This is a genomic window from Pseudomonas sp. FeN3W, assembly GCA_030263805.2.
In the GTDB taxonomy this organism is placed as follows: domain Bacteria; phylum Pseudomonadota; class Gammaproteobacteria; order Pseudomonadales; family Pseudomonadaceae; genus Stutzerimonas; species Stutzerimonas stutzeri_G.
This window is the reverse complement of record CP136010.1, coordinates 386,100-408,499: the sequence shown is the minus strand read 5'-3', so window position 1 is coordinate 408,499 and position 22,400 is coordinate 386,100. Positions and strand designations below refer to the sequence as shown.

24 protein-coding genes and 1 pseudogene are annotated in these 22,400 nt (G+C 58.1%); 17 read left to right on the top strand and 8 right to left on the bottom strand.

Annotation, left to right across the window (positions count from 1 at the left end; genetic code table 11):
• Positions 1–411: 411 nt before the first annotated feature.
• Both P5704_001785 and P5704_001780 read right to left on the bottom strand, forming a co-directional pair.
• Positions 412–618, bottom strand: a complete 207-nt coding sequence (locus tag P5704_001785; GenBank protein WOF79261.1) for an antitoxin Xre/MbcA/ParS toxin-binding domain-containing protein — start codon at positions 616–618, stop codon at positions 412–414.
• 73 nt (positions 619–691) lie between these two features.
• Complete coding sequence (locus tag P5704_001780; GenBank protein WOF79260.1) at positions 692–1,141, bottom strand: hypothetical protein; 450 nt, start codon at positions 1,139–1,141, stop codon at positions 692–694.
• A gap of 86 nt (positions 1,142–1,227) precedes the next feature.
• On the opposite strand from P5704_001780, the gene P5704_001775 reads away from it, so the two are divergent.
• The 8 genes and pseudogenes from P5704_001775 (at position 1,228) to P5704_001740 (ending at position 6,091) form a co-directional block, all read left to right on the top strand.
• Positions 1,228–1,722 carry a hypothetical protein gene (locus tag P5704_001775; GenBank protein WOF79259.1) on the top strand — a complete coding sequence of 165 codons (495 nt, stop codon included), beginning with the start codon at positions 1,228–1,230 and terminating at the stop codon, positions 1,720–1,722.
• An 84-nt stretch (positions 1,723–1,806) separates the two neighbouring features.
• The gene (locus P5704_001770; GenBank protein ID WOF79258.1) at positions 1,807–2,247 is read left to right on the top strand and encodes a S24 family peptidase; all 441 of its coding nucleotides are present in this window, start codon (positions 1,807–1,809) and stop codon (positions 2,245–2,247) included.
• Positions 2,244–2,870 (top strand): annotated as a pseudogene (locus tag P5704_001765) (Y-family DNA polymerase). Before P5704_001770 ends, P5704_001765 begins: the two are co-directional and overlap by 4 nt.
• A gap of 282 nt (positions 2,871–3,152) precedes the next feature.
• Positions 3,153–3,788 carry a hypothetical protein gene (locus P5704_001760; protein ID WOF79257.1) on the top strand — a complete coding sequence of 212 codons (636 nt, stop codon included), beginning with the start codon at positions 3,153–3,155 and terminating at the stop codon, positions 3,786–3,788.
• A 25-nt stretch (positions 3,789–3,813) separates the two neighbouring features.
• A complete protein-coding gene (locus P5704_001755; GenBank protein WOF79256.1) occupies positions 3,814–4,596 on the top strand; it encodes a hypothetical protein in 783 nt (260 codons plus the stop codon).
• A gap of 7 nt (positions 4,597–4,603) precedes the next feature.
• Complete coding sequence (locus P5704_001750) at positions 4,604–4,855, top strand: hypothetical protein (protein WOF79255.1); 252 nt, start codon at positions 4,604–4,606, stop codon at positions 4,853–4,855.
• Positions 4,856–4,866: 11 nt separating this feature from the next.
• Complete coding sequence (locus tag P5704_001745; protein WOF79254.1) at positions 4,867–5,424, top strand: hypothetical protein; 558 nt, start codon at positions 4,867–4,869, stop codon at positions 5,422–5,424.
• Positions 5,425–5,818: 394 nt separating this feature from the next.
• On the top strand, positions 5,819–6,091 hold the full coding sequence (locus P5704_001740; protein ID WOF79253.1) for a hypothetical protein: 273 nt from the start codon (positions 5,819–5,821) through the stop codon (positions 6,089–6,091).
• A gap of 51 nt (positions 6,092–6,142) precedes the next feature.
• Here the strand turns inward: P5704_001740 and arsA are convergent, their stop codons facing one another.
• Together arsA and arsB are read right to left on the bottom strand one after the other, a co-directional pair.
• Positions 6,143–7,897 (bottom strand): arsenical pump-driving ATPase, encoded by a 1,755-nt coding sequence (gene arsA, locus P5704_001735; GenBank protein ID WOF79252.1) that lies wholly within the window; start codon positions 7,895–7,897, stop codon positions 6,143–6,145.
• 9 nt (positions 7,898–7,906) lie between these two features.
• On the bottom strand, positions 7,907–8,986 hold the full coding sequence (arsB, locus tag P5704_001730; GenBank protein ID WOF79251.1) for an ACR3 family arsenite efflux transporter: 1,080 nt from the start codon (positions 8,984–8,986) through the stop codon (positions 7,907–7,909).
• A gap of 109 nt (positions 8,987–9,095) precedes the next feature.
• Here arsB and P5704_001725 point away from each other — a divergent pair, with 109 nt between their 5' ends.
• From P5704_001725 to P5704_001695, 7 genes are all read left to right on the top strand, one after another.
• Positions 9,096–9,878 carry a metalloregulator ArsR/SmtB family transcription factor gene (locus P5704_001725; protein ID WOF79250.1) on the top strand — a complete coding sequence of 261 codons (783 nt, stop codon included), beginning with the start codon at positions 9,096–9,098 and terminating at the stop codon, positions 9,876–9,878.
• Positions 9,879–9,900: 22 nt separating this feature from the next.
• Positions 9,901–10,371, top strand: a complete 471-nt coding sequence (locus tag P5704_001720; protein WOF79249.1) for an arsenate reductase ArsC — start codon at positions 9,901–9,903, stop codon at positions 10,369–10,371.
• 18 nt (positions 10,372–10,389) lie between these two features.
• Complete coding sequence (gene arsH, locus P5704_001715) at positions 10,390–11,100, top strand: arsenical resistance protein ArsH (protein WOF79248.1); 711 nt, start codon at positions 10,390–10,392, stop codon at positions 11,098–11,100.
• Positions 11,101–11,119: 19 nt separating this feature from the next.
• Positions 11,120–11,620, top strand: coding sequence for a cyclin-dependent kinase inhibitor 3 family protein (locus P5704_001710; protein ID WOF79247.1), 501 nt, complete (start codon positions 11,120–11,122; stop codon positions 11,618–11,620).
• A gap of 23 nt (positions 11,621–11,643) precedes the next feature.
• On the top strand, positions 11,644–12,648 hold the full coding sequence (locus P5704_001705; protein WOF79246.1) for an ArsJ-associated glyceraldehyde-3-phosphate dehydrogenase: 1,005 nt from the start codon (positions 11,644–11,646) through the stop codon (positions 12,646–12,648).
• An 18-nt stretch (positions 12,649–12,666) separates the two neighbouring features.
• Positions 12,667–13,890, top strand: coding sequence for an organoarsenical effux MFS transporter ArsJ (gene arsJ / locus P5704_001700; GenBank protein ID WOF79245.1), 1,224 nt, complete (start codon positions 12,667–12,669; stop codon positions 13,888–13,890).
• A gap of 145 nt (positions 13,891–14,035) precedes the next feature.
• Positions 14,036–14,656, top strand: a complete 621-nt coding sequence (locus P5704_001695) for a tyrosine-type recombinase/integrase (GenBank protein ID WOF79244.1) — start codon at positions 14,036–14,038, stop codon at positions 14,654–14,656.
• 59 nt (positions 14,657–14,715) lie between these two features.
• Here the strand turns inward: P5704_001695 and P5704_001690 are convergent, their stop codons facing one another.
• The 4 genes from P5704_001690 to P5704_001675 all read right to left on the bottom strand — a co-directional run bounded on the left by P5704_001690 (position 14,716) and on the right by P5704_001675 (position 20,889).
• Positions 14,716–15,060 (bottom strand): multidrug efflux SMR transporter, encoded by a 345-nt coding sequence (locus P5704_001690; GenBank protein WOF79243.1) that lies wholly within the window; start codon positions 15,058–15,060, stop codon positions 14,716–14,718.
• 124 nt (positions 15,061–15,184) lie between these two features.
• Complete coding sequence (locus P5704_001685) at positions 15,185–16,588, bottom strand: efflux transporter outer membrane subunit (protein ID WOF79242.1); 1,404 nt, start codon at positions 16,586–16,588, stop codon at positions 15,185–15,187.
• A complete protein-coding gene (locus P5704_001680) occupies positions 16,585–19,716 on the bottom strand; it encodes an efflux RND transporter permease subunit (protein ID WOF79241.1) in 3,132 nt (1,043 codons plus the stop codon). The genes P5704_001685 and P5704_001680 overlap by 4 nt, the downstream gene beginning before the upstream one ends.
• Before the next feature lie 27 nt (positions 19,717–19,743).
• Positions 19,744–20,889, bottom strand: coding sequence for a MexC family multidrug efflux RND transporter periplasmic adaptor subunit (locus P5704_001675; GenBank protein ID WOF79240.1), 1,146 nt, complete (start codon positions 20,887–20,889; stop codon positions 19,744–19,746).
• Between the two features lie 192 nt (positions 20,890–21,081).
• Here P5704_001675 and P5704_001670 point away from each other — a divergent pair, with 192 nt between their 5' ends.
• Both P5704_001670 and P5704_001665 read left to right on the top strand, forming a co-directional pair.
• Entirely contained in the window at positions 21,082–21,636 is a 555-nt protein-coding gene (locus P5704_001670) for a TetR/AcrR family transcriptional regulator (GenBank protein WOF79239.1), read from the top strand.
• 328 nt (positions 21,637–21,964) lie between these two features.
• Positions 21,965–22,384 carry a hypothetical protein gene (locus P5704_001665; protein WOF79238.1) on the top strand — a complete coding sequence of 140 codons (420 nt, stop codon included), beginning with the start codon at positions 21,965–21,967 and terminating at the stop codon, positions 22,382–22,384.
• Positions 22,385–22,400: the final 16 nt, after the last annotated feature.

Genomic DNA, 22,400 nt, shown 5'->3' with positions numbered 1-22,400 from the left:
TCTTCGGCAGACCGAATGTCTTTAAGGCAACTGGCAGTCATAAGGGCTACATTGTATGAGAGGCGGCTGGATGGAATATGTGAGACCTCAAATAGTCGGGCACGGACTCATGCCCACGGACTTAACCGCGGTCAATCATCCAGCCGCCGAGGCAAATCTACCATAGGTTAGAAGACAATGTGAAAGCCGCTTGCCGGTTTGGAAACCGCCCTTGGCGAAAAACAATCTCATAATTCTACTCTTAGCTAGACAGACAGTCAGCGATGGGCTGCGTGGACGCAGGCTCCAGGCGCTTATGTGTCAATAGCTGCTAACCCGTAATGAGCAACTGAGCACCATTACCTAACCTAGCGTCCGAGACTGACACTCTGCGGTGGGGTCGAGAGGTACTGCCTCGGCGTAGAGCCGTCTTCATGTAAACACGCCGTGCTGGAGACGCCCCATCAAATCTAGGACTTGACGAAGCTCAGCAAGGCTATTTGTCATATCGATGGGCTTGCGGCCATTCAGCGCCTTGGCAGGTTTGTTCAGCCACTCGGCCGCGCTTTGCTCATCACCGGCGAATAGATCTGTTGCTGACTTTATGAGTTCGATCTCTAGCGCTGCTCTAACCATCATGAATCCTGCCTTAAGATCCCAGCATTTCTATCAGACAATGCAGCGCAAACGATAGCTGACGAGGTAGCACAACTCAGCTGAAACTAGCATCGCTCAGCACCGTCAGCAGTGGCCACCGATCATGGATCCACTCATATTCTGCAGGTGGCGCCGTCGTCACAACATATACCCTTCGCTGCTCTCCCTCACCAATGACCAGGCACTCTAGCGCGTATCCCTCCGGCACATCGAACCAGTGCGATGTCCGATTCTTCTCTCCCGGCCGACCTTCCTTCTCCATAAACCTCTGAACCATGCCGAACCCACGGCGGGGTCTGTATTTCTCCCAGCCGCCAGACTGCACGGTACTGAGCCTTGCCCAGCCTCCCTGTGGGCCGGTTCCTAGCTCCTCCTTTCTCCGGCCCCAATGAATCCAATCGAGCTGGCCGCTCTCCTCAAGCAGCACCGGAATGGCTGCTTTGGGATTGGGAAAATAGATCTTCCAGACCTTATCGGCCTCACGGGCCTCTACGCCTCCGCACATGCTTATTACCTCACAATGCTGACGCTGCCTTATGTTCTAGACTCTGCTCGCCAGGAAGGCATTCCCCTCTCGAATGGAGTTCGAAGATGCGGTATCTCCCATACATCGCGATTGCCCTCGCCTCCTCACTGCTCTCTGTTTCCGCCACGCTCTGGCACGCAGCTCCGAAAACTGCCGAATCCTCTCACTCCGTCACACGTCCCCCGCTGAAGGTTGAGCATCAAAACGGGAACCTACTGATTTGGGGTGGCTGGGAAACTACTAAGGGATACCACGCCCCAGGTATCAACGCAGTAGAGATCCGTTGTGATACCGCCAGCTCCCGTTGCATTGAAGCCTATGCCTCGATCTTGCATCACACCGAGGGAGAGGATCTCGAAGCGCAGGTATTCGACTACGTGGTGCAAAACTGGACGGAGACCGAAATGCATGCGGTGGCCGGGCAAGCGATGGGTTGTCTAGACCGGCGATTGATTGTTGATCTAGTTGGTCAGCAAGCACGCCTGGAATGGAGTCCCAGCGCGGAAACGGGCTGCGAAGGCGACATAGGTGCCGCTGTGCTAATCGGGGATCCGTTGTAGATCAGGCCGCTCGTCCACCCTGATTGACCTCTCTCAACGGTTCGCGAATACTGTTTGCATATACAGTATTCCTTGGATGTTGCGATGTCATCTCTTTCGATACTGGCCCGGTGCGAACGCCTGCGCGAGCGTCTTCTCACCGATGCGGCCAACGGTCTGCGTATCACTGGCTTTCAGTCGCCCGCCGAAGACGAAAAGGAGGTTGGGCTTTCCCTCGACCTTCTCACCGGCCTAGGGACGCCCCACGTTTGGGCTGTGCAAGTCTTGGACGATAGTTTGGTCGGCTTCGGCATTTTCCGTGGTGATCGGTTGATCGTGAACCGTGCGGCTAGTCACCTGGACGAAAGGCTGGTGGTGGTTGACCTTGCTGGAGACTACCGCGTGCGCCTTGTTCAGCGTGACTTGTTGGGGGGCCGCTGGCTGAAGGCAGCCGACCCTATCGTCCCGGACGTGCAGCTGGACGGCGAAGAGATCATCGAGGTTTGGGGTGTCGTGACCTGGGTGGTCAGTCACGTGGCTATATGAGCGTATTGCCGAGAGTATTCTCGCTCATAGATTGCAACTCGTTTTACTGCAGCTGTGAGCGCATCTGTCAGCCGGAGCTCAAACGTAAGCCGGTCGTAGTGCTATCCAACAATGACGGCTGCGTAATTGCTCGCTCAGCCGAGGCCAAGGGGCTTGGTATCGCCATGGGGGCGCCCTACTACCAAGTGCGCGAGCAGATGCGCCGACAAGGAGTGGTGGCGCGCTCCAGCAACTACACCCTCTATGCAGATATCAGTAATCGGGTGATGCGAGTAATGGCTGAGATGCTGCCAGGCATCGAGGTTTACTCTATCGATGAAGCTTGGGGCGACATGACCGGAGTTGCCGATCCAGCTGAGCTGGGCGGAAGCATTCGCAACCGTTTAGCGCATGAAATTGGCATGCCGGTCGGGGTTGGCATCAGCACCACCAAAACCTTGGCTAAGCTCGCGAACTGGGCAGCGAAAAAATGGAAGGCCACTGGTGGTGTGCTTGATCTGACCGACCCTGTCCGTCAAGAGAAATTGCTCCGGTTGGCGCCGGTTTCCGAGGTGTGGGGCGTGGGACACCGCTCGGCTGCCAAGCTAGCAGCTCTGAACATTTCTACTGCTTGGGAACTGGCTCAGTTCGACATTGGCAAGAGCGCACATAAAGCTCTGAGCCCCAAGACTCATGGTCTAGGCAAACCAATTGCGACTCATCCTGAGCTTGCAGCACAACACGAAGCCTTCAGCGTCTAGCAACAATCAAAACCTACTACCCAAAGCCAGCTAATGCTGGCTATTTTTGCCCGGATCAATTCCACGTGGCGCGCTCGACGGCGCTGAGAAAAATCATAAATATTCCATTGACAATGGAACTATTGGCTCTATCATGTCGCTTATATTCCATGCGGAATGGAACAAATGAGCCTTGTAGAAACCTTTTGGCAGTACGCAAAGCCCGAAGCCAAATTCACTAAAGATCAGTTGCGCGCTGAGGTTAGTGAGGCATACGAGGGCATTGTCCAGGCGCTTGCAACCACGTTCGCGTGCGACCCTGAAACCTTGGACAAGAGCCTTGGCGGCTCAACTCACTGCGTTACTGGGTGCTTCGCATACGACTATGCGGTAAATGGCTGTTTAAACCTGGACGCTTTGAGTTTCAACCATATTGACGAATCGTTCCTTGATTACCTGGCCTTCTTAACTCAGGCGCAAAACGCTAACGAGTTTTATGCAGAAGGTTGTGTTCCGAGTGCAAACAAACACATCGCGTTGATGGCCTTAGTTCGCTTCAAACTTGATGAGGACACCCACCCAGATTGGGAGGACGAATACACCCCGACGGTTTATCAAAATTTATCGTGCGGCGTGCTGACCCTAAAAGAAATCGCGCTTCTGGCGCAGATGACTGAAAAGGCAGTTAGGAACGCAACACAACCAAACGCACCAGACCGGCTCTACACATTGAAGCAAGGTGCCCGGACGGTCGTGGACTCGCATGAAGCACTTCGCTGGCTTACAGGTCGCCGGAATTTCACCCCCACTTCGATTAATTAGTCATCGGTTGTAAAGGAAGTACGTCATGAGCGAGTTTAAGCAGTACCGTTCCCAAATCCTAGATTCGGAAGTGAGACTTAACGGTAAATCCCTGCCAGCCTGCTTTAACATGCCTGAGTTACGTGCCGGCTTTATAACCACATCATACTCATGCTTTGAGTACATCAACCGTAATGCGCGCATTGTGATCTGCGGCATCACCCCTGGCTTGCAACAGGCAACGAACGCTCTCCTAGAAGCACGTAAAGCGCTGCTAAATGGCGCCTCGGATGAGGAAGCAGTCAAAGCCGCCAAAGAAATTGCTAGTTTCTCCGGCCCGATGCGCCGGAACCTAGTGGCCATGCTCGATTTCGTGGGCATCAACGGCCTATTAGGTATCGAATCCTGCGCAAGCTTGTTTGACCAACACAAAGAATTGGTGCACTACACCTCGACTTTGCGCTACCCCGTATTCGTCAACGGCGATAACTACAGTGGGACGCCAAACATGCTAAAAACCCCATGCTTGCTACAACAGGTTGAAACTTTTTTGGCTGAGGAGGTTCAGGCGTTAAGCAGTGACTGCATTTACATTCCGCTTGGCCCTAAAGTCGTAGAGGCGCTATTGCACTTGCAAGGCAAAGGGTTGCTAAAGCCGGAGCAGATCATCGCTGGGCTACCACACCCATCAGGCGCTAACGCTGAGCGCATCAGTTACTTCATGGGCAATAAGGAACGGAACCAACTGTCGGCCAAAACCAATGCTGACAGCTTGGACAATGCTCGTAAGGCCATTTTTAGCCAAGTTGCCTACCTTCGTAGCAGGTGAGGAATTAATGAAGCAACTACTCAACTGGCCACTGCTTTCCTTGTTGCTTGTGAAGCGCAAGATCCTTTGCTTTTACTTGGCTGAAGCTAAGAAGCAGACGGCATATGCCATTTCAGTAGCCTGTAAAGGCTGCACAGAAACGGGCGGGCATTGTGCAGGTTTAAGCCGCTGCCCTGCACAGAGTTTCAAAGATCGTGAGCAATCCGTTCAGGCAAGTGCTGAACGCTTGAAAGTTCGAATTACAGACTTAAAAGGTTAGGCGCGAAGGCTATGCAGTACATTTTTTCTGGCGTGAATTTCGACAAGATCATGGCCTCAGAGCCATTAATTGGGGCTGAGTATTTCGATCACGGATCATCTGCAATACTTTTCCAAAAAGAGGGAAAGCTTTACCGCTTAACTACTGACTGCGGCGGACAGAGTTTCTTATCAGGAATGAAGGGCGATAGCCGCTTCGTATATCTGATTGAGGAATTTTACCTCGACAGTCTGTATGACACTGACGACATGAACACATTCAGCTTGGCTCAGGTTGAGTGGCTCACACCAATCACAGAGAACGATCCAGACTTTGAAGCGCTTACCGCGCTGCTTTCAGAGCTCTCTGATCATGATCAGATAACTGAGGATCAATGTGATGTCTTCATTGATCGCGTAATTAGAGCCATCCCGCTTCACCCGCAGTACGCCCAATTACTAGATGCAGCCATCTTGGGTGCCGTGGAAGTAAAGAGCCATGGGGGAGTAGTAGACTTCAACATCACTAACGTGATGCGCCGACCCACTACCGGCGAACTGGTTTGGTCTGATCCTATTCACATTGGTTAATTATTTTTCTCTCGCTTGGTTTTTTATAAACCTTCAAGCCTGCCTCGCTGCAGGCTTTTTTTTGCCATAAAAAACCCTCTGCTAACTATTCCAAACCCCTAAGCCTGGTGACGAAGTACATGAAGAAACGCGTTGCCAACGAATAATAGTGACTGGCTGACTTGTCCTTGATCTTGTATGCGTTTGATGACAGATTCTGGCCGAAAGCCGTCTTTCACAACGGCGACTACCGGCCAGGAGCAGCCATTGCCTTGGTTTCTTTACAGCTCGGCGGTGCTCTTTGAGACCTGAAATGAATGGTTACATGCGCACATTCGAATTAACGCATATTATAACATTTCTGAAATGATCTCCCTAGTAGATTGGTGGCTCCCACCACTCAATAGGTAGCTCCATGAAGAACCTCACCCTCTCAGCCCTGCTCCTCTCGTCCCTGTTCACCGGCTCCATTATGGCCAGCGAATTCGATAAGCCTGGTTTTGTTACCGAGGTTGAGGATGGTCGTCTCTGGGTTTTCCGCGAAGACTCTCAGGAACTGAAGGACTTCAAAGCCACTGGCGAGCCAGCCAAGCAGTTCACTGATATCGGTTCCGGCCCGAATGGCATGACGGTCAAAGCGGCTGACGAGAAAACCCTCAAGGATTACCTTGAGGTCATCAAGAGGTAAGCGCTTTCAAGCAGAAGGCCCGCAGAATGCGGGCCTTCTCATTGATGCAGATTACTTGCTGAGAGCGAGTAAACGCTCAACCCCTACCGGCTCCTCCGACATGAGCGGAATGACCGCATAGCGTTGCGCGTGCTCCGTCGCGACATGCTCAATATCCCTCAGTTCATTGACCGCCCGTTTATGTAATAGCGGTGATTCAGTCTTTGCGGCTGCCACGCTGTTGTTGATCACCCATGCCCAAGGCTCAATGCCGGCACGACGCAGATCAGCTTGCAGGCCAGCAGCCTCCAGCACAGGAGTGGTTTCAGCCAGGGTCACCAGCAGCACTTTGGTTTGCTTAGGATCCTGGAGTTGCATCATCGGCGTGGAAAAACGCATGTTGCTGCCCGACATCTGCCGAGCAATGTCGCGGTGATAAGCCCCGGTGGCATCCAGTAACAGCAAGGTATGGCCGGTCGGGGCCGTATCCATCACCACGAACTTTTTGCCGGCTTCACGGATGATTCGCGAGAAGGCCTGGAATACAGCGATCTCCTCGGTACAGGGTGAACGCAGATCCTCGGCCAGCAGCGCCCGAGCCTGCTCATCCAGGCCCGCGCCCTTGGTTTGCATGACGTGATCACGATAGCGCTGTGTCTCGGCATGCGGGTCAATGCGGCTCAGCGTCAGGTGCTCAAGCGTGCCATCCAGTGTCTCGGCAAGGTGCGCGGCAGGATCAGAAGTAGTCAGGTGCACGGGCAGCCCACGTCGAGCCAATTCGACGGCAACCGCTGCGGCCAAAGTCGTTTTACCGACACCACCTTTGCCCATCACCATGATCAGGCCATGACCATCGGCGGCGATCTCGTCGATCAGGGACTTGAGTCGTGGAGCGTTCAATTCAATCGGCGCACTGGCCGGTGCCTGCGTGCTGTCAGCAGAACCCTCAACCAAAAGTTGTCGCAGGGCATCCAATCCCACCAGGTTGAATGCTTTCAACGGCAACAGGTCGAGCGGCAGTGTTCGCAGCGCTGGCGGCATGGCAGCGACTGCGGCCTGTTCACGTTTATAGACGGCGGCGGCCAGTACATCCTTCTGCGCCTCACTCGCCGGCAGCACGCCGTTGATCACCAGGTACTGCTCTTGCAGCCCGATGGCTGCCAACTCCTCGCGTGTGCGGGCAGCCTCGCGCAGGGTGGCGGCCTGCGCCCTGGCAACCAGAACCAGACGGGTCTTGGCTGGATCAGAGAGTGCCTCTACCGCCTCGCGATACTGATCACGTTGTTTGTCCAAACCGGCCAGCGGGCCAAGACACGATGCATCACCTTGCCCCGCCTCCAGAAATCCACTCCAGGCACCCGGCAGTTGCAGCAGTCGAATCGTGTGCCCGGTCGGGGCGGTATCGAAAATGATGTGATCGAAGCGGGCCTTCAGTTCATCGTTGACCAGCAGTGAGGTGAATTCGTCGAAGGCTGCGATCTCGGTCGTGCAGGCTCCCGATAATTGCTCCTCCATGCCTTTGACCACATCAGCAGGCATGACACCCCTCGCCGGGCCCACAATCCGATCCCGATAGGCTTGAGCTGCGCCCTGTGGGTCGATCTCCAGGGCCGCCAGGTTTTCCACGGCGGGTACAGCGGTGATCTGATTGCCGATCTCCAGACCGAATACCTGCCCGACATTGGAGGCCGGATCGGTACTGACCAGCAGCACGCGCTTGCCCTGACGGGTCAGTTCCAGGGCTGTCGCGCAGGCAATGGAGGTCTTTCCGACCCCGCCCTTACCGGTGAAGAACAGGAAGCGTGGTGCATTGTCGATAAAGCGCATGCTGACCCCCTAGCGATTGTTGAGGCTGCTCTCGTACCAGTTGCGTGTGCTGTTGACCATGCGTACCAGCCATAGCATCACGGGCACTTCGATCAGTACGCCGACCACGGTTGCCAGGGCGGCACCCGAGTTGAATCCGTACAAGACAATGGCCACGGCTACGGCCAGCTCGAAGAAGTTGGAGGCGCCGATCATGGTGGCCGGGCCCGCTATGTCGTGGCGCACTTTCAGTGTATGGCAGAGCCAGTAACCCAGTGCCGCGATGAACAGTGTCTGCACCAACAGAGGAATCGCGATGATGCCGATGATCAGGGGTTGCTCGACGATGGACTCACCCTGGAAGGAGAACAACAGAACCAGAGTGGCCAGCAGAGCGATGATGGAAAATGGCGAAATCTTCGCCAGCACATTCTCGAAATAGGCTTCGCCGCGCTTCATCAGTTGAGCCCGCAGAAACTGGGCGATGGCCAGCGGGATGACGATGTACATCACCACGGAAAGCAGCAGGGTGTCCCAAGGCACCGGGATCGAAGAAACGCCCAGCAACAGCGCCACGATAGGCGCAAAGGCAAACACCATGACCAGATCGTTCAGTGCCACCTGGGTCAGGGTGAAGTTGGCATTACCCTTACACAGGTTGCTCCAGACAAACACCATCGCCGTGCAGGGCGCCGCACCGAGCAGGATCAAGCCGGCCATGTAGCTATCCAGCTCTTCGGCGGGCAGCCAGGGCGCAAACACCTGCTTGATGAAGAACCAGCCAATCAGCGCCATGGAAAACGGCTTGACCGCCCAGTTAACGAACAGGGTGACGAACATGCCGTTCTTCTGCTGGCGCACTTCGCTGATGGCGCTGAAGTCGATCTTCATCAGCATCGGAATGATCATCACCCAGATCAGCAGGCCAACCGGGATATTGACCTTCGCGACTTCCAGGGCGCCAACGGCCTGAGCCGCTTGCGGCACAACCAAGCCCAGCACGGTGCCCACCACGATGCATAGGAACACCCACAGGGTCAGGTAGCGCTCAAAAACTCCCAATGGAGCCCCGGAGGCCTGTTTCAGGGCGACTTCACACGCATTTGTCATCTTTGCTACCTATCCTCGTTCGCTTGGCGCGCATCGCGCTATACATTCACTTTACTGTATATTCGGAAAATAATATATTAGGCCGTGTGCATCTTTGATAGGGATCAACATGAGCCAGAAAAAGCGCGTCCTGTTCCTCTGCGTCGCGAACTCCTCACGCTCGCAGATGGCCGAAGCCCTGCTGCGCCACACCGACTCAGAACATTTTGAAGTCTACAGCGCAGGCTCCGCCCCCACTGAAGTCGACACCCGAGCCCGCAACGCATTGGAGCAGCTTGGTGTTCCCACTGATGGGCTTTACAGCAAGTCCATCGAACAGGTCGCTGGCGAGCCTTTCGACTACGTGATCACCCTGTGTGACAAGTCCGCCCTGGAGTGCCAGGCCCTGCCAGGGGCTGGTGAGTACATCGCCTGGAATTTTGAAGACCCGGCAACCAGCTCGCAGAAAGATGCCTATCGCAAGACCCTGCATGAGATTCATGAACGGATAAAGATGTTCGTGCTGATCAAAAGCAAACCGGCTAAAGAAGCTTCCACTCTGCATGCCATGTCGCCAACCGAAGTCTTCAAATGCCTGGCCGAGGAAACGCGGGCGCGAATCGCCTTGCTGGTGACCCTGGAACAGGAACTCTGTGTCTGTGAACTGACCTCGGCACTGGAAGAGGCGCAACCCAAGATATCTCGTCACCTGGCCCTGCTGCGCGGCTGTGGCCTGCTGGAGGATCGGCGTAATGGCCAGTGGGTGTACTACCGCCTGCACCCGCAGCTGCCGGAATGGGTGACCGATATCCTCAAACAGGCCCTGGACAACAATGCCGAGTGGTTACGCCAGGATGTGCAACGCCTCTGGCAAATGCGAGATCGCCCTGGGCGCAAGCCGGCCTGCGATTGAATACCAGCCATTGAGGATGACCATGAAAGTTTTATTTCTCTGCACCGCCAATAGCTGCCGCAGCATCCTGTCGGAGGCCATCTTCAATGCGCTGGCCCCCAAGGGTATGCGGGCCTTTAGTGCGGGCAGTCACCCCAAGGGAGAGGTCAACCCATTGGCCTTGCAGGCACTGCTTGATGCCGGATTCGATGTTGATGGGCTGTACAGCAAATCAACCGATGCCCATCAGGCTCTCGCCCCTGACATCGTCATTACCGTCTGCGACAACGCAGCCGGAGAGGCCTGCCCCGTTTTCTTTGGCCCGGCGACTCGTTGTCACTGGGGGCTGAGTGACCCCTCCGAAGTCAACGGTTCTGAGGCGGAAATTGACGCCGCGTTTGCAGCCACCATCCAGCAGATTCAGACACGCGTGAGCGCACTCATCGCGCTGCCCTTTACTCAACTCGACAGCGATGCGCTCAAGGCCGAGCTGAACAGAATCGGCTCGTTGTAGCCCAAGAGGTACAAACCCATGATCGACAACCTGCCCAACGTCACCGAGGAGCTGTTTGACCGCTCTATCCCGGCCAACCTGGGCCACGCCGAGGGCGAGCACAAGCCGCGAATTCTGCTGCTCTATGGCTCCAATCGTGAGCGCTCCTACAGCAGGCTGCTGACCCAGGAAGCGGCGCGCTTGCTGGAGGCCTTTGGCGCGGAAACCCGAATCTTCGATCCTTCCGGCCTGCCGATGCCGGACGATGCCGACAGCAGCCATCCCAAGGTCAAGGAACTCCTCGATCTGGTGCTCTGGTCTGAAGGCCAGGTGTGGTGCTCACCCGAGCGCCACGGCGCCATGACCGGCGTATTCAAGTCGCAGATCGACTGGATACCGCTGTCCATGGGGGCTATACGTCCCAGCCAAGGCAAGACCCTGGCCGTGATGCAGGTCTGTGGAGGCTCGCAATCGTTCAATGCGGTTAACCAGATGCGTGTGCTGGGGCGCTGGATGCGCATGTTCACCATCCCCAACCAGTCTTCAGTGCCCAAGGCCTACCTCGAATTCGACGAGGCCGGGCGCATGAAACCTTCCAGCTATTACGACCGCGTAGTGGACGTCATGGAGGAACTGGTCAAGTTCACTCTGCTGCTGCGCGGCCACAGCGACTATTTGGTCGACCGTTACTCGGAACGTAAAGAGTCCGCTGAAGAACTCTCCAAGCGCGTCAACCAGCGCGCCATCTGACTGCCAGGAACCCCCCACAATGAATCACCCCTACGACCTGCTCAGCATCCCCGGCATCAAGGGCAAACTGATCTTCACGCCCTGTCCCGGCACCAAGAACAGCAGCCTTGCCGACTCGCTGGCCACACTCAAACAGGCCGGCGCCTCTGCCGTGATCAGCCTGATGCCGGCAAGCGAACTGGCCGCCAACGGGGCTGAGGACATTGGCAAGCAATGCCAGGTGCAAGACATGGCCTGGTTCCACCTGCCGGTTGCGGATGAACAAGTGCCGCTTGAGGATTTCGGCCAGGGCTGGAAAGCCTCCAAACAAAGCATCCTTGAACGGCTCAACGCCGGCCAGGACATCGCCATCCACTGCAAGGGCGGCTCGGGGCGCACCGGGCTGATTGCTGCGCGAATCATGATCGAAGCCGGCATTCCCCGCGCCGATGCCATCGCCCTGGTGCAAGCCCTGCGTCCCAAGGCCATTCAACACCCGGCCCACCTTAACTGGCTCACCCAGTTCGGTGCCGCCCACTAACTTCAGCAGCTGAGTCGAAAAACATGGCTATCAAGATTGGTATCAACGGTTTCGGTCGCATCGGTCGCCTGGCGCTGCGCGCCTCCTGGGATTGGCCCGAGTTCGAATTTGTCCGCATCAATGATCCGGCAGGCGACGCCGCCACCCATGCGCACCTGATCAACTTCGACTCGGTGCACGGTCGCTGGCACCACGAAGCCGGCAGTGATGGCGATTGCGTGGTGATCGGCGGCAAGCGCATCCAGGTCACTGCCAACAAGGCGATTGCCGACACCGACTGGTCGGACTGCGATCTGGTGATCGAGGCCAGTGGCAAGATGAAGACCGTGGCGGTCTTGCAGGCCTACCTCGATCAAGGCGTGAAGCGGGTCGTAGTCTGCGCGCCCGTGAAGGAGAAAGGCGCACTCAACGTAGTGATGGGCGTCAACCAGCAGCTGTTCGATCCGGCGCAGCACCGCATCGTCACCGCAGCCTCCTGTACCACCAATTGCCTTGCTCCAGTGGTTAAGGTGATCCACGAGAACCTCGGCATCCGCCACGGTTCGATCACCACCATTCATGACCTGACCAACACCCAGAGCATCCTCGACACCCCGCACAAGGATCTGCGCCGTGCCCGCGCCAGCGGCATGAGCCTGATCCCGACCACCACCGGCTCGGCCACCGCCATTGCCGAGATCTTCCCCGAGCTGCGCGGCAAACTGAACGGTCACGCTGTGCGTGTGCCACTGGCCAACGCCTCGCTGACCGACTGCGTATTCGAAGTTGAGCGGGCCACCTCGGTGGAGGCCGTCAACCAACTGCTGAAGGCGGCTGCCGAAGGCCCGTTGAAAGGCATCCTCGGCTACGAGGAACGCCCGCTGGTCTCCATCGATTACCGCACCGACCCGCGCTCCTCGATCATCGATGCGCTGTCGACCATGGTCGTCAATGGCACTCAGGTGAAGCTCTATGCCTGGTACGACAACGAGTGGGGCTATGCCAACCGCACCGTGGAGCTGGCCAAGCTGGTCGGCCTGGCCGTTTAACCGAGTAGGGATGCAAGCATGAAGGCGTTGTCAGCTCTGGCCCCGGAGGTCAAACAGTACCTGCTGGTGACCGGCAATTACTGGGCATTCACTCTCACCGATGGCGCCCTGCGCATGTTGGTGGTGTTGCACTTCCATAGCCTGGGCTACAGCCCCTTGCAGATTGCCGCGCTGTTCCTTTTCTACGAGATTTTTGGCGTGGTCACCAACCTGGTCGGCGGCTACCTCGGTGCCCGGCTGGGCCTCAATCGCACAATGAACATTGGCCTGGCCATGCAGGTGGTCGCACTGCTGATGCTCACCGTGCCCGCCGCCTGGCTGACCGTGCCCTGGGTTATGGGCGCACAGGCGCTGTCGGGGATCGCCAAAGACCTCAACAAGATGTCAGCAAAGAGCTCCATCAAGCTCCTGGTGCCCGATGCCCAGCAGGGCACGCTGTACAAGTGGGTGGCAATCCTCACCGGCTCGAAGAATGCGCTCAAGGGCGTGGGCTTCTTCCTCGGCGGCGCCCTGCTGGCCGTGCTGGGTTTTGCCGGCGCGGTATTGACCATGGCCGGCGTGCTGGCGTTGATCTGGATCGCTAGCCTGTTCTTGTTGAAGAAAGATCTAGGCAAGGCCAAAGCCAAACCCAAGTTCAGGGACATCCTTTCCAAGAGCCGGGCGATCAACATCCTCTCTGCCGCCCGCCTGTTCCTATTTGGCGCCCGCGACGTCTGGTTCGTAGTCGCCCTGCCGGTGTACCTGAGCACGGTTTTCGGCTGGGACTTCTGGATGGTCGGCGGTTTTCTGGCGACCTGGATCATTGGCTACGGCATCGTGCAGTCCTTCGCGCCAGCCCTCACCGGCAAGCGCAGCGGGCATGTGCCCGATGGTCGCGCTGCGTTTCTCTGGGCGGCGCTGCTGGCCGGCATTCCGGTTGTCATTGCCCTCGGCCTAGATAGCGACTGGCCTAAGCAAGTGGTGCTCGTGGGCGGACTGCTGATCTTCGGCGGCGTGTTTGCCATCAACTCGTCGCTGCACAGCTACCTGATCGTCAGCTACGCCAAGGAAGACGGCGTGTCGCTGGATGTCGGCTTCTACTACATGTCCAACGCGCTTGGCCGGCTGGTCGGGACACTGCTGTCTGGCTGGGTCTTCCAGCAATACGGTCTGGAAACCTGCCTGTGGGTCTCCAGCGGATTTGTCGTGCTGGCTGCACTGATATCCATCGGCCTGCCCAGACACCAACAACCGACAACCTAAGCCAACAGGCTAGCTGATCCCTCGGCGAGCAAGATTGAGCTTATAACTGCACCGCAGAGCCTGATCGTTGATGTCCGCTAATGGCCGGTTAGCGACCACTTCTCTGGCTAGCCATGCTTGTCCTCCCACATGTGGAGGACTTGCCATGAACATCACTGCTACCTGCACCCGCCGGCCCTGGAACAAAGGAAAGTTGGTCGGACAGAAAACCCCGCTCCGGCTGAGAGATATCTGGGCCATCCGAGTAAGGCTTCAGCTTGCAGAACGAACCCGGGATCTGGCTTTGTTCGATCTGGCCATCGACAGCAAGCTTCGAGCCTGCGACTTAACCAAGCTCCGTGTATGCGACGTTGCTCATGGCGAGCATGTGTCATCACGAGCAATGGTTATGCAGCAGAAAACGAAGCGACCAGTGCAGTTCGAAATTACTGAGCAAACACGGTCTGCTCTCGCGGCCTGGATACACCAAGCCCAGCTCCGTAGCCAGGACTGCCTTTTCCCGAGCAGGCTGCACACCTCAGACCATCTATCCACTCGTCAATACGCTCGTATCGTCAAAGGCTGGGTGCAAGCCATTGGCCTTGATCCGGCCATGTATGGCACTCACACAATGAGACGTACAAAGGCATCACTGATCTATCGCAGGACAAAGAACTTGCGGGCCGTTCAACTTCTGCTTGGCCATACGAAGCTGGAGAGCACCGTTCGATATCTTGGGATTGAGGTCGACGACGCCTTGGAAATGGCAGAGCAGACCGAGGTTTGACCATGTATAGCGACGGTCGAAGTCAGGCCGTCGCTAACCGGCCAAAAGCGGCCGCTAACTCAGTGTCCTCCTGAGGTCGACAAGGTGTTCATGATCACGACCCCAGCCACGATGAGCCCGATAGCGAACATGGCCCAGCCATCAAGGCCCGTCCTGTAAACAACGACGCTGACGATAGCCGTCAGAACGATGCCCAAGCCCGCCCAGATCGCATAAGCGATCCCTAAAGGAATCACTTTTAATGCATGCGATAAGAAATAGAGCGAGGCTGCGAAACACAGGGCCATCGCCACGGTTGGAAGAGGTCTAGTGAACTGTTCAGTCTTTTGCAGAAGGGTAGAGCCTGCTACCTCGCTCACAATTGCAAGAGCGAGCGCACCGAATGCGATGAATTGCGAACTCATAATTTTCTCCTTCAGTGCTGTGCAGCACAGCTATTGAGTTTGGCTCTGGACGCATGACACAGAGCCTTGAATTCATATTCTGAGTTGTCGTTTGAGCAACTCACATATCTACTGCGGAGCGCACTTAAGGTTGCGTTCCCCAACTGCCTAGCGCTCGATACAGGTCAACCAACGCTATTTGTCGCTGAGTGCTGATCTCAATATAGGCGGCCTCGTTGATGAAGCTGCTGCGTTGCGCGTCGAGGTAGCGCAGGTGGCTATCCACGCCCCCCTCGTAGCGTGCCTTGGCCAGTTTCAGTGTCTCACTGGTGGTGTTGGCCAGAGCACGTCTCGCGGCTTCCTCGCGGCGCAGTGTGTCGGTCGCCGCCAGTGCATCGGCTACCTCGCGAAATGCCGTCTGGATGGTGCCTTCGTAGGCAGCCACAGCGGAGTCCTTGCGCACCTCCGCCAAGTCCAGGTTGGCGCTGTTGCGACCGGCATCGAAGATCGGCAGCGACAGGGTTGGCACGAAGCTCCACGAACGCGAGCCACCATCGAACAACCCGGACATTTCTGCACTCGACGTACCGAAGCTGCCGGTCAGGCTGATGCGCGGGAAGAACGCTGCGCGGGCCGCGCCGATATCGGCATTGCGTGCCTTCAGACGGTGTTCGGCGGCGAGGATATCCGGGCGCCGTTCGATCAGCTCCGACGGTGTGCCGGCGGCGATGTCCTGAAGCAGCATCGGTTTGTCTTGTGGCGCCCGTGCATTTTGCTTGACCGCCTCCTGGGTGCCGAGGAGTAGCACCAGAGCATTGAATGCCTGCTGTTTTTGCCGCGAGTTACTTTCCAGTTCGGCGCGGGATTGCTCAACCAGGCCCAACGCTTCCTGGTAATCCAGGGCCGTGGCTGCACCCGCTATACGCCGCTGACTGATCAGGCCTAGCGAATCCTCGCGGCTAGCCAGGGTCTGCTCGGTCAGCTGCAGGCGTCGCTGGGCGCCGTCGTATGTGAGATAGGCCTGACTGACTTCGGCGACCAGTGCAATGCGTGCACCGCGTCCGGCCTCCTCAGTGGCTAGGTACTGCTCCAGAGCGGCATGGGTCAGGCTCTTCACTCGGCCAAATAGATCCAGCTCGTACTCAGGCAGCGACAGGCCGACCTGATAGGTGCTGCTCACCGCCGAGCTACCGCTGCTGGAGAGATCGCCCGGTAGCCGCTGGCGATTGCCATTGGCGGTCGCACTCAGGCCCGGCACACGGTCGGCGCGTTGGATGCGGTACTGCGCACGAGCCTGCTCGATGTCCAGTAAGGTCTGGCGCAGCGAGCGGTTGTTGTCCAAGGCGATGCTCACCAGGCTGCGTAGCTCGCTGTCGACGATGAAGGTCTGCCAGTCGAGGTCGCTGGTTGCCGTGCCGGGCTTGGCGCTGGAAGAGCTCCAGTTCGACGCTACTGGTGCTGCAGGCCGCTCGTAGGTAGGCGCCAAGGAACAACCAGTCAGGGCAAGGGCCAGCAGCAGCGTGCCGGCCGGTTTGTACAAGGCGATCATTGCGCAACCTCCGAATCTTGTTGCGAGGTTTTCGGTTGGCGGCGCAGCAACGAAAGCAGCCAGACGAAGCAGATCGGCACGAAGATCACCCCCAGCAGTGTGGCGCTGAGCATGCCGCCGATGACCCCGGTGCCCAGGGCGCGCTGGCTTGCTGCACCCGCGCCGCTAGCCAGCACCAGCGGTACTACGCCGAGGATGAAGGCCATGGACGTCATGATGATCGGGCGGAAACGCAGGCGTGCGGCCTGAATTGCAGCGTCACGTAGGCTGTGCCCTTGCTCCCAGAGCTCCTTGGCAAACTCGACGATGAGAATCGCGTTCTTCGCCGCCAGACCGATGATGGTGATTAAGCCAACCTTGAAGTACACATCGTTGGGTAGGCCGCTGGCCGTCACTGCCAACACAGCCCCCAGCGCACCGATGGGCACGATCAGCATCACCGACAGCGGAATCGCCCAGCTCTCGTAGAGCGCCACCAGCAGCAGGAATACCACCAGAATGGCGAGCGCGAACAGTTGGGTCGCCTGGCCGCTGGCGACCTTCTCCTGGTACGACAGGCCGCTCCATTCGTAGCCGATGCCTGCCGGCAGCTGCGCGGCGAGGCGCTCCAGTTCAGCCATGGCTTCACCGGTGCTCACACCTGGGGCTGCGTCACCGGCGATGCGGATCGACGGGTAGCCGTTGTAGCGCGCCAGCTGCACGGGGCCTTCTTCCCAGTGGGTGCTGATAAAGGCGGACAACGGCACCAACTCACCATTGGCGTTGGGCACATAGAGCCTGAGCACGGCTTCTGGCGTCATCCGCGCGACCTGTTCAGCCTGTACCACTACGCGCTGCTGTCGGCCGGCATTGGCGAAGTCGTTGATCACCGCCGAGCCGAAGGCGGTGGATAGCGCGCTGCTGATCGACTCGAAGCTGACGCCCAGCGTACGGGCCTTCTCACGGTCGATATCGACGCGCAACTGTGGTGCCTCGGCCAGACCTTCCATCATGGCGTAGAGGATCTTTGGATTGTCGTAGGCCTGGCCGAGCAGCTGATCTCGGGCCGCAAGCAGCGCCTCGCGGCCTAGGCCGGCTTTGTCCTGCAGACGCAGCGAGAAGCCACCGGAGTTACCCAGGCCGTCGATGGGGGGCGGAGTGACTGCCATGATGGTGCCGTCACTGAGGCCGGCGAAACGTTCGTTCACAGCTGCGGTTTCCGCGTCGGCGGATTGCGATTGATCGCGCTCTGACCAGTCTTTCAGCGTCGGGAAGGCCAGCGCCGCATTCTCGCCCATGCCGGAGAAGCTGAAGCCCATCACCAGAAATGACGAGGCCACTGCTTCACGGGAAGCGAGGAACTGCTCCAACTCCAGGCCAGTGACATCGGCCCGCGCGCGGGTGGCGCCCGGTGGCAGTTGGATATCGACAATCATGTACCCCAGATCCTCCACTGGCACGAAGGATTCAGGCAGACGCAGGTAGCTGTAGCCGAGCAGCGCGACGATGCCGGCGTAAATCAGCATGTAACGACCGGAACGTTTCACCAGCTTGCCATTGAGCAAGGTGTAGCGCTCGGTCAGGCGAGCAAAACCACGGTTGAAGGCGCCGAAGAAGCCGCGCTTCTCGTGGTGACCTTGCGGAATCGGTTTGAGTAGCGTCGCACACAGGGCCGGAGTGAAGGTCAGGGCGAGGAAGCCGGAGAACAGGATCGACACCGCTAGCGACAGGGAGAACTGCTGGTAGATCACGCCTACGGAGCCGGCCATGAAGGCCAATGGCAGGAACACTGCCGAGAGCACCAGGGTGATGCCGATGATCGCGCCGGACACCTGGCCCATCGCCTTGACGGTGGCGGCAGCCGGGGAGAGACCTTCCTCGGCCATGATCCGTTCGACGTTCTCCACCACCACGATGGCGTCGTCCACCAGGATGCCGATGGCCAGCACCATGCCGAACATGGTCATCATGTTCACCGAGAAACCCAGCAGGTACATCATCGTCAGCGTGCCCAGCAGGCACACCGGCACGACAATGGCTGGAATCAGCGTGTAGCGGACGTTCTGCAGGAACAGGAACATCACCAGGAACACCAGCACCATGGCTTCGATCAGGGTGTGTATGACCTTTTCGATGGCTACGTCGACGAAGCGCGAGGTGTCGTAGGGCACCGAGTATTCGACGTCCTCTGGGAAGTTCACCGAAAGCTCGGCCAGGCGCTCTTTGACCAGCGCTGCGGTCTGCAGAGCGTTGGCGCCGGGAGACAACTGAATGGCGCCGGCCACCGCCGGCTTGCCGTCGAGGCGCGAAGAGAAGCTGTAGTTCTCGCTACCCACTTCCAGGCGAGCGACGTCGGCCAGCTTGACAGTGGAACCGTCCTGGTTGGCGCGCAGCACAATGCGACCGAACTCCTGCGCATCGTCCAGGGTGCCTTTCACTGCCAGGGTGGCAGTCAGCTCTTGCTCGCGACTGCCCGGGGAGGCACCGAAGCTGCCGGCAGGCACCTGCACATTCTGCCCACGGATGGCGTTGCTCACGTCATCGATGGACAAGCCATAGCCCACCAGCTTCTGCGGGTCGATCCACACGCGCATGGCCGCTTCGGACGAGAAGAACTGCAGCTTGCCGACACCTGCGACCCGGCGCAGCTCGTTGTTGATGTTGCGTGCGGCATAATCGCCGAGGGCTGTGGTATCAGTGCGCTCGACGCCTTCCTTGTAGCTCAGGGCGTAGATCAGCAAGAACCCAGCGCTGGTCTGCTCGGCTTCCAATCCCTGCTGGAGTACGGGTTGGGGCATGCGCGCCTCAGCCTTCTTCAGGCGGTTCTGCACATCGACCTGAGCCAGCTCCGGATTGGTGCCGGGCTGGAAGGTGACCACCACTTCGGCCATGCCGTTGGAGTTGCTGGTGGACTCGAAGTAGAGCAGGCCTTTGGTGCCGTTGAGCTCCTCTTCGATAACGCTGGTAACCGAGTCCACCAGTACCTGCGCCGACGCGCCGGGGTAGGTGGCGGTGACGGTGATCTGCGGTGGCGCCACGCTAGGGTATTGCGCCACCGGCAGCAGCGGGATGGCCAGCAGGCCAGCCAGGGAAATGAACAGCGCCACCACCCACGCGAAGTTGGGGCGCTTGATGAAGAACAGTGACATGGGGAATTCCTCGCGGCGTTGTTCGCCTTACTGACGCGCCGCCTGCTGTTGATCCTGGGCGTGACGGGCCTCGACCTTGGCTCCGGGCTGCAGGCCGGAGAGGCCTCCGACTATGACCTGATCGCCGCTGACCAGGCCCTGGCTGATCTGCCAGCGCGAGCCCTGCATGACGCCGGTCTGCACCTGGCGGGCCTCGACCCGGCTATCGGCTCCGATCACCAGCACATGGGCGGAGCCATCACTGGTGCGCTGTACCGCGCGCTGCGGCACGAGAATGGCGTTGGCTTCAATACCCTGTGGAGCGGTGACGCGCACATACATGCCCGGGAGCAGCAGGCCGTCGGTGTTGGCAAACTTGCCACGCAGCGAGACCTGACCAGTGCCACGATCTACAGAAATGTCGGTAAACAACAACTCGCCCTGGAGCTCGTAAGGCGTACCCTCGATGCGCAGACTTAGCGCCTGACTCTGGCCGGCGGGGAGGTTGCCACTCTTCAGCGTTTCTCGCAGGCGCAGGGCATCGGCCACCGGCTGGGTGAAGTCGACGTAGACCGGATCAAGTTGTTGGATCCGCGCCATCAGAGTGGCGTCACCCTGGCCGACCAGCGCGCCCTCAGTGACTAGCGCACGGCCGATCCGGCCGGAGATTGGCGCCTTCACCGAGGCATAGCCCAGGTTGAGTCGCGCGGTCTCCAAGTCCGCCTGAGCCGAGCGTACCGAGGCCTGGGCGCTGCGCAGGTCAGCAGTAGCGGTGTCGAAATCCTGCTGGCTGACCGCCGCGATCTTCACCAACGGCTCATAGCGTTTCACCCGCGCTTGGGCTTCCTGCTGAGCCGCCTGGGCCCGCGCCAGTTCACTTTCGGCGCGCGACATTGCCGCCTTGAGCGGCGCCGGATCAATCTGGAACAGCAGGTCGCCGGCCTTCACGTCGGCACCTTCTTCAAAGCGCTTGAGCATGACGATGCCCGCTACACGAGCACGCACCTCGGCTACCCGCATTGGCTCGATACGCCCCGGCAGCTCCGAGGTTAGCGTCAGCGTCTCGGTCGACACCGCAGCAACATCCACCGGGCGGACTTCCTCGTTGATGGCTTCTGGCTCGCTGGCGGAGCCGCAGCCTGCGAGCGCTACGACCAACCCACTGATTATTCCTACTGCATGCAACCTACCCATGACTCACCCGGCGCTCTAATGCTTGAAAGGGTGAGAATGATCGCCTTAAGAGTCAAATGAGTCAATATTGACTCATTTGACTCTTGTGTGCGCAAATCACCTTCTCCTTTTGAAGAAAAGGGGTTTTCTGCACAATGCACACAATAAGAAATGCTCTCTGCCCCTGACCGGTTACCACCCCGAGGCCTGCTGATGTCCCTGACTGCCCAAGACGAACGACTCCTCAAAGCGCTGGCGGTTGCCATCGTTGATCGCCCTCGAGCGACAGTGAAGGAGCTGGCCGAGGCGGCAGGAGTGAGCAAGGCAACCCTGCACCGTTTCTGTGGCACCCGCGACAATCTGGATGACATGCTCATGAGCTATGCCGAGCAGGTGTTCAACCAGATCATCAGCAACTGCGAGCTGGACAGTGCAGAGCCACTGGGTGCGATACGCAAGCTGCTCAGCGAGCACCTGATGCACCGCGAGATGATGATCTTCCTGACCTTCCACTACACCCCGGACAGCCTCGATCCGGATGAAGATGCCAATTGGCAGCCTTATATGCAGGCGCTGGATGCATTCTTCCTGCGTGCTCAACAAGCCGGAGTGCTGCGAATTGACCTCAGCGCGTCGGTGCTTACCGAACTATTCCTGTCGTTGATCTTCGGCATAGTTGACGCCGAGCGGCGCGGGCGCGCCGCCAGTTCCAGTTCGCTGAACGCGCTTGAGCAGATGTTCCTGTATGGGGCGTCAACTGCTGGATAGTGCTTAGACACATGGCTGCGTACAAACTGTTTGGCTCAATCCCAGGCAGTGACATGTGCCGCCACCGCAGCTCGATATTATTGAGTGACAGTCCGCTATTGGCCGGTAGTCGCCGTTGTGAAAGACGGCTTTCCGCCAAAAGCGGTCGGGCATGTAGTGGATTAACGGAGGGGTATTCGAGGCTTGAGCGTATCTACGAAACCGGAGCGACTCGGTCAGTCCCATGCTGTGGATGAACAATGATCTGTAGAGAACAGGGGGCAAGATGATATCTGGTGAAGTGCAGATGCAAGCGGTACCAGATCGCACGCCAAACAAGCAGTGTTGGATGCTATTCAAGGTTGCTAATCTTGATCGATTACAGGCGCTGCAGGGTGGTCTGCTGTACATGAATAGCGTCGACTATTTCGCGAAGCTTGAAGGTGAGGCCGGCGCTGCGCTTCGAAGGGACGAGCTTGAAAATGTGTACCTTAAGCTCAGCTCTGGCATAAGGGATGGAGTTGCCAGCGAACTCGCGCTTCAGGTTCAAGGTCATGACGAAATCGTATTGAACCCAGAGGCAATCATGACTCTGAATCTGCCTCGAGCTGAAACCGTCATGGTGTACTGCCTGGGTTCCGTGTCAGCCGGACATGACGGTCAGATTTGGGGGCTCGACAACGGAATGCTGCAATTCAGTGAGCGTTTCCAAGAGTTTGGAACCCATGTCCTTCGTATTACGGACAACGTAGAGTTTTCTATAAGGTGAACCGCCCCGGCTTTCC